Annotated in this window: 14 protein-coding genes and 1 riboswitch; of the genes, 3 read left to right on the top strand and 11 right to left on the bottom strand. The window is 40.4% G+C overall.

The genetic code is table 11. The features are described from left to right. Nucleotides 1-52: 52 nt before the first annotated feature. The 8 genes from ACRWQN_RS04475 to ACRWQN_RS04440 form a co-directional block, all read right to left on the bottom strand. Nucleotides 53-2,257: an AAA family ATPase gene (locus tag ACRWQN_RS04475; protein WP_434939904.1), complete on the bottom strand. Its 2,205-nt coding sequence runs from the start codon at nucleotides 2,255-2,257 to the stop codon at nucleotides 53-55. Further along, the gene (locus ACRWQN_RS04470; protein ID WP_434939903.1) at nucleotides 2,257-3,003 is read right to left on the bottom strand and encodes a hypothetical protein; all 747 of its coding nucleotides are present in this window, start codon (nucleotides 3,001-3,003) and stop codon (nucleotides 2,257-2,259) included. Before ACRWQN_RS04470 ends, ACRWQN_RS04475 begins: the two co-directional genes overlap by 1 nt. Next, nucleotides 3,003-3,986 (bottom strand): hypothetical protein, encoded by a 984-nt coding sequence (locus tag ACRWQN_RS04465; protein WP_434939902.1) that lies wholly within the window; start codon nucleotides 3,984-3,986, stop codon nucleotides 3,003-3,005. The genes ACRWQN_RS04470 and ACRWQN_RS04465 overlap by 1 nt, the downstream gene beginning before the upstream one ends. Continuing rightward, a complete protein-coding gene (locus tag ACRWQN_RS04460) occupies nucleotides 3,979-6,189 on the bottom strand; it encodes a site-specific integrase (protein ID WP_434939901.1) in 2,211 nt (736 codons plus the stop codon). The genes ACRWQN_RS04465 and ACRWQN_RS04460 overlap by 8 nt, the downstream gene beginning before the upstream one ends. A gap of 9 nt (nucleotides 6,190-6,198) precedes the next feature. Then, nucleotides 6,199-8,229, bottom strand: coding sequence for a hypothetical protein (locus ACRWQN_RS04455; protein WP_434939900.1), 2,031 nt, complete (start codon nucleotides 8,227-8,229; stop codon nucleotides 6,199-6,201). Between the two features lie 85 nt (nucleotides 8,230-8,314). Beyond that, on the bottom strand, nucleotides 8,315-8,485 hold the full coding sequence (locus ACRWQN_RS04450; protein ID WP_434939899.1) for a hypothetical protein: 171 nt from the start codon (nucleotides 8,483-8,485) through the stop codon (nucleotides 8,315-8,317). A 3-nt stretch (nucleotides 8,486-8,488) separates the two neighbouring features. Beyond that, nucleotides 8,489-9,847, bottom strand: coding sequence for a lysine-sensitive aspartokinase 3 (lysC, locus tag ACRWQN_RS04445; RefSeq protein WP_434928220.1), 1,359 nt, complete (start codon nucleotides 9,845-9,847; stop codon nucleotides 8,489-8,491). Between the two features lie 79 nt (nucleotides 9,848-9,926). Then, nucleotides 9,927-10,102, bottom strand: a riboswitch (Lysine riboswitch). Between the two features lie 308 nt (nucleotides 10,103-10,410). Further along, entirely contained in the window at nucleotides 10,411-10,842 is a 432-nt protein-coding gene (locus tag ACRWQN_RS04440) for a DUF3293 domain-containing protein (protein ID WP_434939898.1), read from the bottom strand. Between the two features lie 618 nt (nucleotides 10,843-11,460). Between ACRWQN_RS04440 and arcA the strand changes: the two genes are divergently transcribed. The 3 genes from arcA to ACRWQN_RS04425 all read left to right on the top strand — a co-directional run bounded on the left by arcA (nucleotide 11,461) and on the right by ACRWQN_RS04425 (nucleotide 13,675). Further along, on the top strand, nucleotides 11,461-12,177 hold the full coding sequence (gene arcA / locus ACRWQN_RS04435) for a two-component system response regulator ArcA (protein ID WP_434928217.1): 717 nt from the start codon (nucleotides 11,461-11,463) through the stop codon (nucleotides 12,175-12,177). A gap of 207 nt (nucleotides 12,178-12,384) precedes the next feature. After that, nucleotides 12,385-13,311 (top strand): D-2-hydroxyacid dehydrogenase, encoded by a 927-nt coding sequence (locus tag ACRWQN_RS04430; RefSeq protein WP_434939897.1) that lies wholly within the window; start codon nucleotides 12,385-12,387, stop codon nucleotides 13,309-13,311. 172 nt (nucleotides 13,312-13,483) lie between these two features. Then, entirely contained in the window at nucleotides 13,484-13,675 is a 192-nt protein-coding gene (locus ACRWQN_RS04425; RefSeq protein WP_226411272.1) for a bacterioferritin-associated ferredoxin, read from the top strand. 118 nt (nucleotides 13,676-13,793) lie between these two features. Here ACRWQN_RS04425 and ACRWQN_RS04420 read toward each other — a convergent pair whose 3' ends face one another. The 3 genes from ACRWQN_RS04420 to ACRWQN_RS04410 form a co-directional block, all read right to left on the bottom strand. Next, the gene (locus tag ACRWQN_RS04420) at nucleotides 13,794-14,594 is read right to left on the bottom strand and encodes a heme ABC transporter ATP-binding protein (protein WP_434940594.1); all 801 of its coding nucleotides are present in this window, start codon (nucleotides 14,592-14,594) and stop codon (nucleotides 13,794-13,796) included. Between the two features lie 172 nt (nucleotides 14,595-14,766). Next, nucleotides 14,767-15,783, bottom strand: coding sequence for a FecCD family ABC transporter permease (locus tag ACRWQN_RS04415; RefSeq protein ID WP_434939896.1), 1,017 nt, complete (start codon nucleotides 15,781-15,783; stop codon nucleotides 14,767-14,769). A gap of 36 nt (nucleotides 15,784-15,819) precedes the next feature. Continuing rightward, nucleotides 15,820-16,770 (bottom strand): heme/hemin ABC transporter substrate-binding protein, encoded by a 951-nt coding sequence (locus tag ACRWQN_RS04410; RefSeq protein ID WP_434939895.1) that lies wholly within the window; start codon nucleotides 16,768-16,770, stop codon nucleotides 15,820-15,822. Nucleotides 16,771-16,800 lie beyond the last annotated feature (30 nt).

The raw sequence follows: 16,800 nt of genomic DNA, 5'->3' as shown, positions 1-16,800 counted from the left end.
TCATCAAATGCAATTGGGTAATCAATGCCATCCTCATATCTCAGGTATACACTCATACATCCAACCCCACACTGATATTGTCTGCTTTAAAACCTGCATTGATGGCTGCTTGCAGCCCATCCTCCTCTACCAACAAAACAACCTTGTATTTAGCTCGTGTTAGCGCTGTATACAACCAACTTCGCACAACCATAATGCACTTTTCTACAACTACTATGACAGCACCAAACTCAGAGCCTTGAGCAGCATGACAGGTAATCCCATAAGCATGTTGTAAATGGTAAGTACCGCTCTCATCGTCCAGAATATCGCGTCTTGTCAACATAACCTGCTCACCATTGAACGATGCAACCAGCACTGGAACCTCAACACCTTCTATTTCAGTCATTGATTCTGCTTCAACAATCCCCGTTGAGCCATTTACCAGCCCAAGTTCAGCATCATTCACCTTATATATCACAGAATCACCAATGCTGAATTGTGGGGCGACAGGGATAGCATCCCGATTTCTTGTGAGTAGAGTGTGTAGCTGGCTGTTAATGAGACTTACTGTTAATTTTCTTGCGGCGACAACATGAATATCGTTTTTGTCTTTATGAGTTAAGTAGTGATGGTTAACGCGATCCAATAACTCATCTTTACCTCTGTAATACTCTATATCGAGGTTTGCTGATACCTTTGGGATAATGCCATTACGAATGTCATTTGCGGCTGCACCAATATCTTGAACGCACCTGAAATTCTTGGTTAGCTCGGTCTTTGGGACTGATTTGGATTGAATGATTCGGTGGAATACTAACCCTATTCCAATAGGTGGTAATTGTGCTGGGTCACCAATGAATACAAAACGGGCACTACGTCCTTCAAATGCTTTAAGAACCTGAAACATCGTTTGAAGATCAACCATACTTGCTTCATCAATGTGTAATACTGGCATTTGGTAAGAGTCCAGAAAGTGAGTACCATCTTGTTGCTTCTGGTATTTGATTTTGGAAAGTAGCGACTTAATGGTATATGCATTTTCATCTGTTTGCTGAATCAGTCGCTGAGCAGCCTTGCCTGCTAGAGCTACTTGCAACACTCCATTACCGTTATTTTTAATGATGTCATTAATACAATAAAGTATACTGGTTTTTCCAGTTCCTGCTGGGCCAACCACGACACTGACAGCGTTGCTAAGTACCATCTTAACAGCGTTCTTTTGCTCTGTAGTTAAAAAGTGCTTCTCCTTGCCTTGATGCATCGAAAATGCATCAAGGTCATCATCGCTGACATTGATGGCTAGCAAGTTGTTTGATAAGCGTTCTTTTAATTGCTGCTCTACATAACGCTCCATCAAAGTTACCCCTGCGAGGCTGAACATACGGTGATATAATTTTTTGTTTTCCGAGGTAGTTTGCAGTGTCTCAGAAAAATTACTTTCTGCCCTTTTCTTCTTTGTCACGTTACGAACAATTATGCGTGGCGGGACTTGTGTTGAAGCATTATTAGCGGCAACTATCGCAGGCACAATCAACTCTTCGCCAACTAGTCGGATAAGCTCTTCTCTAAAGTCATTCGGATGGACTACTGTGTGACCATCCTTTAATTTTCGATGGAGGGATTCTTCAACGGCGCAAATCAATCGCCTTTCATCATTAGCAGCAACCCTCATAACCTTGCCGAACAGTTCGGTTTGTTTCCAAGTGGCAAATGACCATAGTCGACAAGGGTCTTCCTCTAGTTTGTAGGCTGTTAGTTCGCCATAAATACGGTAGGCTCTCATTGCAGAGTTAATGATAGAAACGCGAGTTTTTTTTGACTCATTAGTTAATTTATTTTCAAGCATTTTAATGAGTTCTATCTTCCCCTTAGCTGCGTGCCAAGTTTTGCATAGCTGAATAGCGACTGCTTCAGATATTCGTTCAACACTTTTGATCGCTGCTATATTCTTATTTTCAAGTAAGTCAATTAGAGCAAAACCGTAAGCAGACAATAATCTATCTACGATAGCATCACCAATGCCCGTCCCAGTTTTAAGGAAGTGCCTTAACAGAGGTGTTGTTATCGGAACGTAAGAAATATGGTTGGCTTGGAATTGTTTTCCGTATTTGGGAACAATTACAAATTTTCCAGAAACTGCGATGGTATCGCCAGTTAACACTCTTAAGTTTATACCGTTCTCAACTCGTACAGATTGACCTTCACATGCGAGGTTGAACACCTGCTTATATGTACCTTCCAATAGGATTTTTGAAACTATACCTATAACCTGCATTAGTAAATACTTGAACCTTTGATGTCTTCATGTAGTAGAGCATCATCCCTTGCCCTATAAATTTTCAACTTGTGACGTAGATTTCTGACTTCTTCATTAGCCATAGTTAGCTTTTCCCTTAGCTCTTTGGTTTCTGCCGTCAGTTTACTAATCGCTTTGGATTGCATAGTATCTGACATCTCTTCAAGTGCGGAAATGGCTGCGTAATCAAGTGTTTTAAGCTCACCCCTGACTACTTTTACATCGAGAATACTCAGAATATTTTGGATTTCCTTAGTATTCATAATCCCCCCTGGTTTGTCGATCTCAGAGAGGGGTGTATCCAGATAGAATGCCCATAACACTCGACGATAAATTTTGTTCCTGTTATTCACAGGCCATTGATAAGTTGGATCATTAATGCGTAAATCTAACCAATCCTTAAGTTCATCAATATTCTGTTGACGCAACACAGCATCTGTATCTGTACTGATGCTGGAACTTATCACCAATGAAGCCTCCGCCCTTTCAACAAGTTTCTTAAAGCTTTGTGAAATGTTGACTGCCTCCATATCATAACCAACTTTTTCAGCGAGCTTCTTGAGAACTAGCTTGTTACCATTTTTATTAATGTATGGTGTCGCCAAATTTGGGTTGGACACTAGTGAATCAAGTAAGTCGTTAAGCTCCATACGGCGCAACTGACCTAATTGTTGCTTGCTAATTTTTTCGTTAGCATAGGCTTCTTTTAATTCATCTCGTGTCATCACTCACCTCTTACTACAATCATTTCATCAAAGTCTTCAACTCGAAGGTTTGGGAATTCGAGAGATTCTGCTTTATTCAACAAAAACTCTTCATCCATTCGCTTTGACGGTTCTCTGCGATTATTACGAGCTTTCAAAGTGGTGATAGCTACAAGAAATACAACCACACATATCTTTATGGTGGTCTTCGCACGATGCTTGTTTATTAGTGATATCCATTCTAGACGACTGGTATATGATAGATTCGTCGCATCAATGATCACTGAATGCATTTCTGGAAAAATATTCGAATAATCTTTAGCCCAAGTAGTTTTTCCTGCACAAGGTGGCCCTACAAGCAAATAAACGCGAGAAGGTAATGAGCGACGCAACGCTTCATTAAGCTCCTCTCTAGAGAGTTCCCACGCTTTTTCTCTTACGGCGATATCGTTGAAATGATATTGCCCATTCTTCCATAAGTGCCTGTCGGGGGAGATTACAATCGCCTCACTGAATATACCGCTCTCGGATTTTGACACTCTAGATGCAGAGTTAACGACATCAAACATATGGTCGCTTTGCAGACGTACTTTTTGCTTTAAAACTCCAACCGTTTCGTGCAATGATACGATTTGTTTCTCTTGATTGGTAAGTTCCAAGCACACTTGTCTACGCCCTTCATCAGCCTCCGCTTTTTCCTTCTTCAGTTTGTTGACGACTGTATCTTCGCAGTAACTATCGAAGTCCTTCTGGAATGTTTGAACCGAATCACGAACCACATGGTATTTAGCTAATGCTGTAGCATCCTTGAGCTTGCCTTTGTTGTAAAAGTACGTTCTATTAACCCTTGCCGCCTTTAGCACTTCTGCTGCACTAGCAATGGTTTTTTTGCCTTTTGCTATAGCTTCAATTTTTAGTTTCCCAAATTCAGATTCTAGATCTGAAACACGCTGATCGTGAGTTCTACTATCACGCTTAGTCTGGGGCTTTTCTTCTTTAGACATCAAAATACCCCTGCTCTCGTTCACTTGCATAGAGCTGCTTTAACAATCCCCCGTAGTTTTCTTTGAATTGTTTTGAATCATTAAGCGCTTCTGATTCCGCTATCACTGGGTAGTAGGTTTCTACAAAGTGCTTTGCATCTTCATCAATGTTGTTGACATCACCAGTGATCTTTCGATACACATTGGTATACCAATCAAATTGTTTTAGAAGCGGCATGGAATACTGTTTAGTAAGCAGTGCGTCATTGCAAGATGCCCCTATGCATTGCGCAGGGTTGGGTAGTTGAGGTAAAGCTCCAAACATTGCTCTACTAACACCCGCTTTGTCTCGCTCCAGCTTGTTACTTATTGCAGTGCATGGACTATCACTACTATGATTTGTAGCTCTCATGCAAATGACCCCCATTGGAGTTAGCAAGGTATGTGTTTGCTCATTTTGCATATCATCAAAAATTAGCTGAGTTAGAGTATCAACAAGGCGCTTATGTACATCCGCCTCAGTAAGACTGTTGTTTGTTAATCCTAACTCCTTGATCATTTCCGTTCGAATTTCAGATTCTAAGTAAGCTGCGCCTTTTAGTAGTTCCTCGCCTTTGCTACCTGAAATTTCTCCATCAGCAATAGCTTTAGCTATATTGTGTGCTGTTTGTGATTGCATTTCGAGGATTTGCTTCTTTCGCTCCTCTTGCACAAATCGATTATGCATAATGTATTGCTCAGGCATTAGGTTGTTTGAGTGACCGAATAGCTTTTTAAGGATTAAGATTGCTAAAGTGCTACTCCTTCCAACATAACCAGCGAGTGTTGCTCTTATGCAATGACATGTTGCTTCATCATCATTATCAGAAATAGTATCTAGTTTTATACCAATGGTTGATGCAAATTTTTTTAGATATGAATTTAACGTCTCCCCATTTTTTATTCTTAACGTTTTATGGCTTGAAGCCTTTCCTCTATGGGCATAAACTTTAATCTGAAGCAAAGAATCTTCATCTTTATCCAATCGCAACCAGTTGAGTAATTTTAGAGCTTTAACTGTAGGCTCACCAATAGGAATAAGGATGGTGTTCTTTGTTTTTTTTAAATCTGCACGAATAAACCAAATGCGATAATGTTCGCTATAGTGCAGGCAGTCAGCCTTGAGGTAACGTAGATCACTATTTCTTAATCCTGTAGTTAGCGCCAATATCCATATAGCAGCATTTCGAGCTAGCTGAAAAAGCTCTTTAAACCAGTTAACCTTCAGCCATATACGGTCTTTAGTGTTATCGTCTTTAAAGATATGTCGCTTTAGTATTGGGTGTGATTTTAATAACTCTGAATGCTCTTTTAACAGTTTTTTAAAAGTTATGTCCTCGCCAATCTGTCTCGTTAAAGTATATGTATCTAAATCACCTTTCCCAACTGAAAAGTCTCGTATGTACTTCATAATTTTTAAACCATGCGCTTCAAAGTCTTTGTCAACCATCTCTATTCCTCCTTCCGTAGATACTGTTAACCCATCAAAAAATGGCATCGCTTTTTTCACAATGTTTGATACTGCCTGATCCGTTAGTGCAGCGAAGGGTTTCTTTGTTCTAACGACATCAGTTAGTATTTCAGCATGATTGTCGTACCATGCATGTAGAGACACCCCTTCATTAGTCCAAGGAGTTATGAACCCTCCGCAAACCAAAGCAAGATGCTCGTTGTATTGGAATTTCTCAATCCAATCTAAGGCGGTGATAGCTCCACGGCTCAGCGTGCCATAGCTTTGGTAGATAAAAGTTAGAGCTAGTGAAATGTCATTGGGCGATAGCTCTTCAAAACTTGTGAAGGGAGAACCTGGTTTGGCCTTTAACAATGGGTTATTATCCACTTCCAAAGTTGGAACTATTTTACTTATAATTTCCATAATGCAAGTTCTGGCATAGCCTGGAGACGTACCGTGGAATTTCACGGTTAAGAGCAACAGTATTTTAAGAATAGTCTGCAAAGGTAAATAGCTTTCTGAAGGAATAAGTTCTTCGAAATACAAATTATAAGCTTCCCCTTCTAACTCCCAGGTAGTGGCCTCAAATGGCGAGGAAGTAACCGACGAAATATCCTCTTTCGAGTATATAGTTATTACTTTATGTAGCCATGCCCATTGAGCCTTACCGCGCTCAAAATCACTATTATTGTGGCTTTGAATACTTATATTGTTTATAAATTCCTGTTCCATGCTAATACCTTAGTTTAAGATTGGTGGGACAAGTGGCATGTTATTCATATCCGCTTCAGATGCAAGCTGATAGCCTTTTTCGACAATCAGTTCGCCATCAGGATGTTCTGTTCTAAACCTCTCTAACGTATCGATTGCGATAGCTTTTCTATCTGCCAAAAGATCATCTACTGGCTTAGGTAGACTATCGTATTGGATCATTCGAGCGCATATTCTCGGTATATTTCGTGCATATACCGTAGCTCTTTCACAACCTAGACATAGATCGTAATGCGTACAACGACCAGAAATAGGAATATCATGGCTTGGATTGAATTGATCATCACAATCACAGAGGTATACTGGGACGCGATTGGATTGCTCTGACTCTTCATGTTTAATTTTTCCTTTGAATAATAATGCTTCTTCGAGCATTCTATTTGTCAAAGCTACCACCGCACTGCTATATGCTAGGTGGCCTGCCCCTGTTTTCATTATGTAGGATGTTATCGTGGTATCAAAGGATTCATGGTCTAGGGCATTACGCAAATCTCTTGCAAGTTCCTCTGGGCTGGTAGCCTCTTCAATTGCAGCGGCTAGCTTGGCTCCAGTATAAACTTTACGAAATTTGACAGTGGATAAAAACTCAATTCTCTTGTCATCATCTGAGTATATCGAATACATATTACAAAACTCGCGCACGCCACCAAGCTGGCTCATTGAGCCAGAGTAAAAAGTATCGTTTCTAGTGTACTCATTGAGTCTATCAAACAACTCTAAAACCTTAAAAAGGTGTGAATCAATCGGAACTCTAATATCGATTCTTTTTCTTTGCCTTCCTTTTTGCTTCCAGCCAGATAAACGAAGAACTTTTCGTTTTAGAAGTAAAGCCGTATCAGCACCCAACTCAACATCAAGAGAGTCCTTCCAATAAGTTCCTTTATTATATTTACCAAGTGTTTTGATAACTTCAAAGTTCACCCCTGTTTGAGCCATTATATATACGGCTATAGCGGCTTGGTTGATTTTTGCTCGAAAAAAAATTATCTTTTCGAATTGAAGTCCTTTCATTCCACCATCGTCAACTGAATTAGCAAGTAGCCCGTATTTATCTGACAAATACTCCCTAAATCCCTTGCCCAACTCTGGTGAATTCCGGTCAATCATAATTATGACCCGCCCAAACCAATTACCACTTGGAAATTGCAATTGATTTGGCAGGTCTGCTTGCTTTAGAAAAACAAGTAAATTAGCAAGCACTGTTTTATAAGCATCTATCGGATTACAATGAAAAAGCTCAATTATTTTGGCTACAGATGAGTTGAGTCTACCTACGCCTTCAGGAAGTACCAAAACTCCTCTTTGAAAAAGTTCACTTGGCTCTGCTTCATCGAGTTCTTCAAACCTTTCTTTCATGAGTTCAATTCGATGCATTGCGAAAGCTAAGATTTGCATCATTTCTCTATCAGAATAAGTATTTGTCTCAAATAGAGTGTCAATATCATCGATAGATTTATTTTGAGGAGTATTTCTACTGCCTTGAGAAAAGACTTTGTAGCTAAGTTCATGTTCGCTGATGGATGGATGAAGAGACAATATATCTCTTATATGATGAGAGGCGTCTTTGCTTGTGTTTTTAAACTCATCGTATAAGAATCTATTAATTTGAGACAGTTCAGTGAAATTATCTCTAAGTGATAAGAATTTAATAAACGACTTGAGCGCCGACATTTTTTTTCCAACCAGCCTCACTGTACGTTTCTGTATGGTGACCCATTTTATGAATGCTCGTGCCAAACCTCTTTTAATCTCAATCGAAAGACCGTCTTTAGAGTCGCAAGCCCAAACTTTAGATTGTGCTCCGCCAATGACGTGTAATCCAAGCAGGGCTGTAGTTTCGCTATTGCGCACAAAACACACCTTAGCTTTCTTTAAGCGATCCGCAACATCTATCAAAATAAAATCTTGATAAAGGGGTAACGTATCATCGCTAATAATCACTCCCTTGTTTGCTGAGGATGCTTTAGTAGCGCCTAAACGATTTAATTTTTTCTTTGCCATAGTACCCTATATGATAAATTACGCACTTATGTATTAAGGCTAGTAAAAAAATGGATACTGTCAAGTCGTATCCTATTTAATTTATTTACGTATTATGCACTTCAGCACCGTGTACGTTGGCTTGAACGTATACGGTCGGTGCGTTGCTGTCGGTGCCTTTAAAAGTGAATAAAGGCACATCAAGGGATTGCCCTGCAGCGAGTTCACCTACATTCAGTGATGTGCGCAATGCTTTAGTCATCATTTGCTTTGTCATAGGTTACTCGAAAAGATTTTGATGTAATGCTTTAACAACGTCTGCCGCTTGAGTTTCATCAATTAATACACATAAGTTATGCGGGCTAGCACCCTGGCATATCATACGGACATTGTATTTTTCTAATACTTGAAATACTCGGCTACAAATACCGGCTGTAGAAGCAATTCTGTTACCAATAATCGCCACTAAGGCTAAGTTATCTTCCACTCTTACCCGACAATGTTGTGATAACTCTTGCAATAACGATTCACTTAATAAGCCCTGACCGCTTGAGTCTGAGCCTGTTTTATCTAATGTTAGCGCCACGTTTACTTCTGAGGTGGTGATCAAATCTACCGAGATTTTATGGCGCGCTAATGTAGCAAAGGTTTCAGCTAAAAAACCCTGGGCGTGAAGCATTTGTAAGCTATGCAGATTTAATAAGGTTTGGTCACGGCGTAATGCCACCGCGCGGTAAACTGGCGTATCTTCTACTTGATGACGGATCCAGGTTCCACCCGCTTCAGGGTCTTTACTTGAACCGACAAACACCTGAATTTTCTGGCGAACAGCTGGAAGTATCGTTGCTGGATGCAATACTTTTGCACCAAAAGTGGCCATTTCAGCGGCTTCATTAAAACTGATTTCAGCAATCGGGCGAGCATTTGGGGCTAAACGTGGGTCTGTGGTATAAATGCCAGCAACATCGGTCCAAATTTCAACCGCATGGGCAGATAAAGCTTCAGCTAATAAAGCGGCTGAATAATCACTGCCACCACGACCTAATGTTGTAGTGCGCCCCTGCTCATCGGCCCCAATAAATCCCTGAGTAACAATAATACTGGTGCTTAATAGTGGTTGTAAAAAATCACCCGATAAATGAGCAATTTGTTCAATTTGAGGTTCAGCACGACCAAAATGACTATCGGTTCGCAGCACTTGACGTACATCAAAAGCCTGGGAAGATGTGCCTTTTTCACGGATAACAGCTGAGAACAATACCGACGAACAATGCTCTCCCATAGATAGCAGCTCATCCATCGCTGCTTTACTGCGATCAAGAATTAATGATTCACTTAACACAGACATACGGCTTAAAAGCTTATCAATTTGCGCAGCTATGTCCTGTGGCTGGCTCAATTCATCAATAATACGATATTGAATTTGGGCAACTTGTTTAAGCAAGCTTAGACGACGTTCGTCGTTGACATTAGCACTGGTAAGTTCAACTAATAAGTTGGTTACACCGCTAGATGCACTGACCACCACTAAACGGGTATTAGGATTGGATAATACGATATCAGCACAACGGCTCATAGCTGAAAAATCAGCAACAGAGGTCCCGCCAAACTTGGCTACAACTAATTGATTTAACGACATATAATACACTCCGAACTAAACTTCGTTCGAAGAGCCTGGTGCAAAGATAACGCACCCTTAAAGAAGGGAAACAGCAATCACCACCAGAAGCTCTCCACCAAATAACAGGTGACAATCGCTAGGATTCAACCTAAGCGACCGATAAATAAGTTAACCAAATCTTATTGTATCTCGGCGTTAATCTCCCTCGTAAGCTGTCATGGGAATTGGTCTTCCTCAAGCTTACTACCTAGTTAACGCTCCTCTTCTGTGCCTCCCTAAGGAGGGACCAGCAAAATAACAATAAACCTAGGGTTAAGTCAATGCGCAAGATTGCAAGTTGAGTAAAAATAAACAAATGCATTATTTGCAGTAACGTACAATGAGGATTTGGCAGTAAAAAAGCGATTAGATGTGGTTTTGGGTAAGTTATGGGCAGGATAAAGATGACATTGTAAATGCAGAATGCTAATAGTGAGGTAAACAGAGCTTTAATATAAAATCAGTCGTTGGTATTAGCTCATTACACTCATTTGTTAAATTTATTGTCCCAATTAAAAATTAACAAATGAAAATAAAGCGATTTAACAACATTCAGGGAAATCACTGACTAAACGTAAACGTTGATTAAAGGCTCCCATTTGCACCTCACTTTTGTGCTGATCAAAGCAGGCTACAAGCGATAATAAGCCTTGATTAACATAGTAAATTGCATGTTGCTTAAACTCTCGACCTAACTCAACAGCTTGATTTTTATCAATAAATACAGCCCAACTTTTTTCAACATGTGACAAATCAGGTGCTACCCCCATTAAGCAACGGTAAGGGCTTTGATATTGAAGGATTTTTAGTTGCAGTTCACGATCTAGCAGGCGGTTTTGACTTGGGGTTAGTAAGCACCCTAATGGGTTATAAGCAGTAATAATAGCGAACGAAAAATCATGGGATAATGACTGGGTTAGCAAAAAATGCGTTTTTTGATAGTCCTGCCACACAGTATCGATAACATTTTGCATAATAAATCCCACTAAATAAGCCCAAAAGAGTGTAGCAGAAAGAATTTAATAGCGAAAGAAATGTAAATTTCACAGCAACGAAATACACACTTAACCGTTTTAAATCAATTAACTAAACATAATCACACTCATTTTTTATACTTAATAAATTATTTTTTTTAACATTTCATTTGTTAACAAATGCAAATAAAGGGTACAATAGCCGTCAGTTACTGATTGATCGTCACAAAAAGCAGCTTTTAAGGCAAATTTTTACGATTAATACTATTAAGCTAAGACTTTACCGCCGTAAAATTACTGTCATATTGTTAGGTGTCTGTTTAAAAATTTCATTTTAGTTATGTCTAAATAGGAACTTTTAACTATCTTTAGGTTCACAGTCTACAGCGGTACGTATTGTTGCCATGATGAAAGGTTTTTTAAGTCTTAGTAAAACTCACTCTAAGCTATTGCTTAAAATAGCAATTAAAAACATTAGAGAATAAGAGAGTGTTTAAATTCAAGGCAGACAATGTTAAACACCAATAATCCAGAATTTCTAACGTATGCATTTATGCGTACGTAAACGCTAGCCTAATGCTAGATAACAAATTTTATTAATTTTTAGGTAATTTTATTATGCAAAATCCACATATTTTAATTGTTGAAGACGAAGCTGTAACCCGTAATACCCTACGTAGCATATTTGAAGCTGAAGGTTATGTTGTTACTGAAGCTAATGATGGCGCTGAAATGCACAAAGCCATGCTTGAAAATAAAATTAACCTCGTGGTGATGGACATCAACCTACCAGGTAAAAATGGTTTGTTATTAGCGCGCGAACTTCGTGAAATCAACAATATCGGCTTAATTTTCCTAACCGGTCGTGATAACGAAGTTGATAAAATTTTAGGACTAGAAATTGGTGCTGATGATTACATCACTAAGCCATTTAACCCACGCGAATTAACCATTCGTGCGCGTAACTTATTAACTCGTGTAAACAGTGCCGTCACTGAGAGCGAAGAGAAAGGGTCTGTTGAATACTACCGTTTCAATGACTGGAGCTTAGAGATTAATAGCCGCTCATTAGTTAATCCACAGGGTGAATCTTACAAGTTACCACGCAGTGAATTCCGTGCCATGCTTCACTTTGTAGAAAACCCGGGCAAAATACTAACCCGTGCAGATCTACTAATGAAAATGACTGGCCGTGAGCTTAAGCCACATGATCGTACTGTTGATGTCACCATTCGTCGTATTCGTAAGCACTTTGAAAGCTTAGCTGATACGCCTGAAATCATCGCGACCATCCACGGTGAAGGCTATCGTTTTTGTGGTCACTTAGAAGATTAATTATCGACCATCACATATGGTACGATAAAATAAAACCGAGCCTATGCTCGGTTTTTTTATATCTGAGGTTATTTTTATGGTATGCATTAGGCGAGTTGATTTACCCCTATTCTGATAATTTAAAGTTTATATAATTTGATTCCGTTATGCCCCATGCCTAATATACTGCTATCTACCGTTAACGAACATTAAATGGATTAATCCATCATGGCCAATAAGTTACTGTTACTGACGCGCGAAAATGAAATTTATCGAGAGTTAATAACCCAATTTAACTTACCCGATTTAGTCATCTTAAATAACGAGTCAGACAGTATTATTGAAGCCGATATTTGGTTTGCCGAACCCGCTCTTGCTGCACCATTAATTAGTCAGGCTAAAAATTTACGTTGGCTGCAATCAACCTTCGCTGGCGTAGATAAACTCGTCACGCCAACACTGAGACGTGATTATCTACTGACGAATGTTAGAGGTATTTTTGGCCCGTTAATGAGTGAGTATCTATTTGGTTATTTACTTGCTCACCAGCGTGAGCACCTTAAGTATAAACAGCAACAGCAGCAAAAAAATTGGTTACCAGGAGGTTATAGAACACTGCAGGGTCAAAATCTACTGCTGCTTGGCACAGGTTCAATTGCACAGCATATTGCAGCAACGGCTGAGCATTTTGGGATGACAGTAACAGGGATAAATCGATTAGGTACTGCAACCTATGGATTTGATCGGGTCGATAGTATTGATAACTTAGCTCTACACCTCAGTCAAGCCGATGTAGTGGCCAGTATTTTGCCTAATACCCCTGACACCGATAATATTCTCAACCAGCAAACCTTAAGCTTACTAAAACAAGAAGCCATCATTTTCAATTTAGGGCGTGGCAATGTGCTCGATTTAGATGCACTCACAGTTCAATTGAATCAAACACCAAATCAACAGGCTATTTTGGACGTATTTAGTCAAGAACCCTTACCTAAAACGCACCCAATTTGGTCTTGTGCTAATGCTATTATTACTCCTCATATCGCTGCACCGAGCTTCCCCGAGCAAATTGTTGCGCTATTTAGCAGCAATTATCAGTTATGGCAAAATCAACAACCATTAAATTTTATTGTCGATTTTGATAAAGGCTATTAAAGATCAGTAGCTTAATTTAACTCCTTATATTGCAGACAGTATAAAAACAATAAATGTCGTATTTTTATCCAAAAAGTTATTGCCAATGATAACCGTTTTCATTTAGAATTAGATTCATCCAAGGGAATGACTATATTGATATCCCTTTTTCATCTGAGTTCTAGAGGCTAATATGTACGTTTGTCTTTGTCATGCAATTACAGATAAGCAAATTAAAGAAGCAGTTCGCCAAGGCGATTGCTCGTTAGCTGATGTCAGAAAGCGTTTAGGTGTTGCCGATCAATGTGGTAAATGTGCCAGAATGGCGAGCCAGATTATTAGCACTCAATTAGAGTTCGAGCCAAACTTCTACGAAGTAGCCTAAACCACAAGATTATTTAAAGCCCCTAATTCAATAAAAATGCAGCCAGATGGCTGCATTTTTTATTTATATCATCTTATTTCGATAATAATTTATCACTTCCATATTTCAATCCATCCAGCTAAAAGAATAGCGGTGTCGAGTGTTCAGACTCTTTGATAATTAATGGATTGTACTGCCAGACCTGATTAATTATATCTGCCGTTAATACTTCACTAGGGCTGCCATCTCCCACAACAACCCCTTGGTTCAAAATCACTAATCTATCCGCATAACGGGACGCGAGATTAAGATCATGCAATACCACAATAACTGAGTAGTTATGATCAGTAGCTAAACTCCTTGCCAGTGCTAACACCCTGTGTTGCTGCGCTAAATCTAACGCAGAGGTCGGTTCATCTAACAGTAAAATAGGAGAACTGCCAGCTTGAGCAAGCTGAGCCAATACTCGTGCTAACTGTACCCGCTGTTTTTCCCCTCCAGAAAGTTTAGGGTAACGACGATCTTTCAGCGCTGACAAAGCCACTTTATCTAATTGTTGATCGACTAAAATATCACCCTCTTGTTGACTTAGTGTCAGTGGATATAACCCCATTTGCACCACTTCAAATACCTTAAAAGGAAACGTCAATGAGGCATGTTGTGGCAATACCGCTAATGACTTAGCCAGTTGTGCGCGATCCCAGTCCTGGAGCGAGCGCCCTAGAACAGATATCTGCCCGCTAGCTAAAGAGACTTCTTGGCATAAGCTCTTTAATAAAGTTGATTTACCAGCCCCATTTGGCCCGAGTAAAGCGGTCACCTGCCCTGAATGTAGCTCAAGATTAATATCTTGAAGGACAGTTTTTTTAGCTATATTAACTGACAAATTGGTCATACTGATGGTGGTAACTGGCGCCGACGTATTAGGCTGTTCCCCCATATTATCTACATTCTTACCAGAACTGTTCGCGACATGGTTAGTCCTGTTTGACTCAGCACCATCATCTTTAGCATCGCTTTGATTAGCACGGCGTAAACTGGTTGAACCTAAGGCATCAGGGGTGATGACTATTGTGGATGAGCAAGATGCTCTAGTTAAATTTTTCAGCATATCATCCTAACTTATTACGCTGTTTAAGAAGCAAAACAATAAAGAATGGCGCGCCGAGTAAAGCGGTAACTAGCCCGACCGGCAGCTCAGATGGCGCTACGATTGAGCGAGCCCCTATATCAGCAATGACTAACAAGGCGGCGCCTAGAATAGCGCTTAAAGGTAACAATAAACGATGATCTGGGCCAATCAGCATTCTGACTAAATGCGGCACAACCAAACCAATAAAGCCTATAATTCCCGTTGCAGCAACAGCAATTCCCACCCCTATTGCACACAGTACAATTAGCTTAAATTTGAGTTTATCGACATCTAAACCTAAATGTCGAGCTTCTGCTTCACCGAGTAATAATGCATTAAGTGCCTTAGCATTTTGATTAAACTGCCAACTGATCACTGCCAGTGCAACTAAACTCAGGATCACATAATGCCACTGAGCACCAGCAACTGAGCCCATTTGCCACAGAGTTAAATCACGTAACGCCATGTCACTGGCCATATAGGTGAGTACGCCAATACCCGCCCCAGCCAAGGCTGCAACCGCCACCCCTGACAGCAATAGTAATACCACTGAAGTACCGCTGGGGCTTGCAGCTAAACGATACACCACTAAAGTGGTCAACAAGCCTGCAAAAAAAGCACTGAAAGCCACTAAATATTCGCCGCCATGTGGAAATAGCACAATACAAATAGCTGCACCTAAAGCGGCGCCGGATGACACACCAATAATGCCAGGGTCAGCTAAAGGGTTACCAAACAAGCCCTGCATGACGGCCCCGCATTGAGCAAGCGTTGCCCCAACAGCAAGTGCTAGCAAGGTACGTGGTAAACGGACATTATTAATCACTAGCTGCTCATGTGGCGCAACACTGGTAAAGTCTTGTTGGGTAGCCCAATTCACCATAGCGTTGAAACTGGTCATCGGACTAATTTGTAACGGCCCAATGCTGACAGATAACAGACTGGTAACCACCAATGCAGTAAATAGACAAGGCCAAAGCCAGCGTTGATTTTCCATGGAATTCCTTAGTAAAGTCGACTTTTACTATGCCTGTTATGAGCGCTTTTTCATCATAATAAAATCGCTAGCAAGTTTATCCGCCGCCACTATGGCACTTAAACCCAGCCCACCCAGTAATGCTTGAGATGGCAGACTGCTAACTTGATTATGCTCACCCGCTGGGGTGTGTTTAAGTAAAGGCATGGCTTGAAGCAGTTCATTAGCGGGATCGATTGACTCCGTGTCACTGCGGTTTGAAATAAGAATCACATCTGGCTGGAGCGCTAAAATTCCTTCCTGTGAAACACTTTTATAGCCGTCAAATCCTGCAATATTTTGTCCACCCGCTAAGTTGATAATAATGTCAGCGGCGGTGCCATTACCGCCGACACGAGCAGGTCGGTCTGATTGTAATAATAAAAATAGTACTTTAGGTGCTTCGCCTAATTGAGCAATTTGTTGCTGTTTAGCATTCAATCGACTAAATGAAAGTACAATTTCTTTCTTTAACTCAACCGCCTGCGCCTTACGGGACAGTAACTCTCCTATTTGATCAACATGACTTAGCAGCTCAGCCTCAGTCTCTGCACTAGGTAAACTCACCACCTTAACGTTTGCGCTACTCAGCACCTCAAGCGTACTGTTAGGCCCCATTGCATCTGAGCCGATGAGTAAACTCGGTGAGAGTGCCAAAATGCCTTCCGCAGACAACATTCGGTGATAACCCAGTTTTGCTACAGAATCTAGCGCAGCGGGTATATGACTTGTAGAGTCGACACCCACTAACTCATTACCAGCGTCTAAAGCTAACACAAGTTCGGTGATGCCAGCGCCAGCGCTGACAACCCGATTTTCAGCGATTGCAGCTTGGCTAAAAATAGCTGCTTGTCCAAAAACGATGCTAACAAGCAGTGCGGTCATCCTCATCATATTGGTGGGTAATGACTTGTTTGAACTCAACACAGATAGCTGTTGTGTCTGCGATAACTGGGGTAGCTTGAACATAACTTAACTCCGAATAAATAAATCGTGCTG

It is taken from the genome of Shewanella sp. HL-SH8 (genome assembly GCF_051165765.1).
Classification (GTDB): domain Bacteria; phylum Pseudomonadota; class Gammaproteobacteria; order Enterobacterales; family Shewanellaceae; genus Shewanella; species Shewanella glacialimarina.
Note: the sequence above shows the minus strand (reverse complement) of the source record. Positions and strands in the feature narration are given on the sequence as shown.